The organism is Vibrio sp. 1727 (assembly GCF_033344415.1).
In the GTDB taxonomy this organism is placed as follows: Bacteria; Pseudomonadota; Gammaproteobacteria; order Enterobacterales; family Vibrionaceae; genus Vibrio; species Vibrio alginolyticus.
The window spans coordinates 1-849 of record NZ_JAWPOT010000153.1; the positions used below are offsets into that span (position 1 = coordinate 1).

General features: G+C 46.2%; 2 protein-coding genes. Both read left to right on the forward strand.

Annotated elements, in window-relative coordinates; translation table 11 throughout:
* Nucleotides 1-416, forward strand: a 416-nt coding sequence (locus tag R8O10_RS24460; RefSeq protein ID WP_318191851.1) for a tetratricopeptide repeat protein, incomplete at its 5' end; no start/stop codon positions are given.
* A gap of 15 nt (nucleotides 417-431) precedes the next feature.
* Nucleotides 432-849: PQQ-binding-like beta-propeller repeat protein (locus R8O10_RS24465; protein WP_318191852.1), on the forward strand; the 418-nt coding region annotated here is incomplete at its 3' end.

Here is an 849-nt window from a genome sequence, read left to right on the forward strand (position 1 = left end):
AAGGCGTAGATGCGCAATCAGATGTGCAAGCTTTTATCGAATCGAACGAAGTTAAAGAATATTCAGTATTGGCTGCTCTGCAACTAGCAAAAGCACAAGTCGAAGCGAAAGACTTTGCTGCTGCTCTTGAGCAACTTAAATGGGCTCAAAGCAATACGAAAGATGCTGCATTATCTCCACTAATTAGCTACCGCATCGCTCGTATCGAGACAGAAATGGGTAACTTTGATGCTGCAAACACTGAGCTAGGCAAAGTGACAGATACAGCATGGGCTGGTCGCATTGCTGAATTGCGTGGTGATATTGCACTTCGTCAAGGTGACAAAGATGCAGCTTACGCGGCTTACACAGAAGCGCAGCAAGCAGCAGATGCAAGCCCAACACTGCAAATGAAATTGGACGACTTGGCGAAATAATAAGGACCGCATTGGATGAAAAGAGTCTTTAAGAAAGCCTTGTTAGGGGCATTAACGGTGGGCATCCTGGCTGGTTGTGCTGGCGAGGAAGATACCATCGTTATGGCACCACTACCGCAGGTAGATAGTCAGTTTACGACCAAGAGTGAATGGAGCACATCGATTGGTGATGGTGTTGGTCATTACTTCTCAAAGCTTTCTCCTGTCTACGCAAACGACATGTTGTTTGTCGCGAGCCGTGATGGTTTGGTGAAAGCGCTTGATCCAGAAAATGGTAAGCAATTATGGCAAACCGATCTGGAAGAAGACGTGATTGCTCGTCTGTCTGGCGGTATTACTGCGGCGTACGAACATCTTTACATCGGTTCTGAAAATGGTGAAGTGATTGCACTAAGCCAAGAAACTGGTGAAATCATTTGGCGCATTAAAGTCG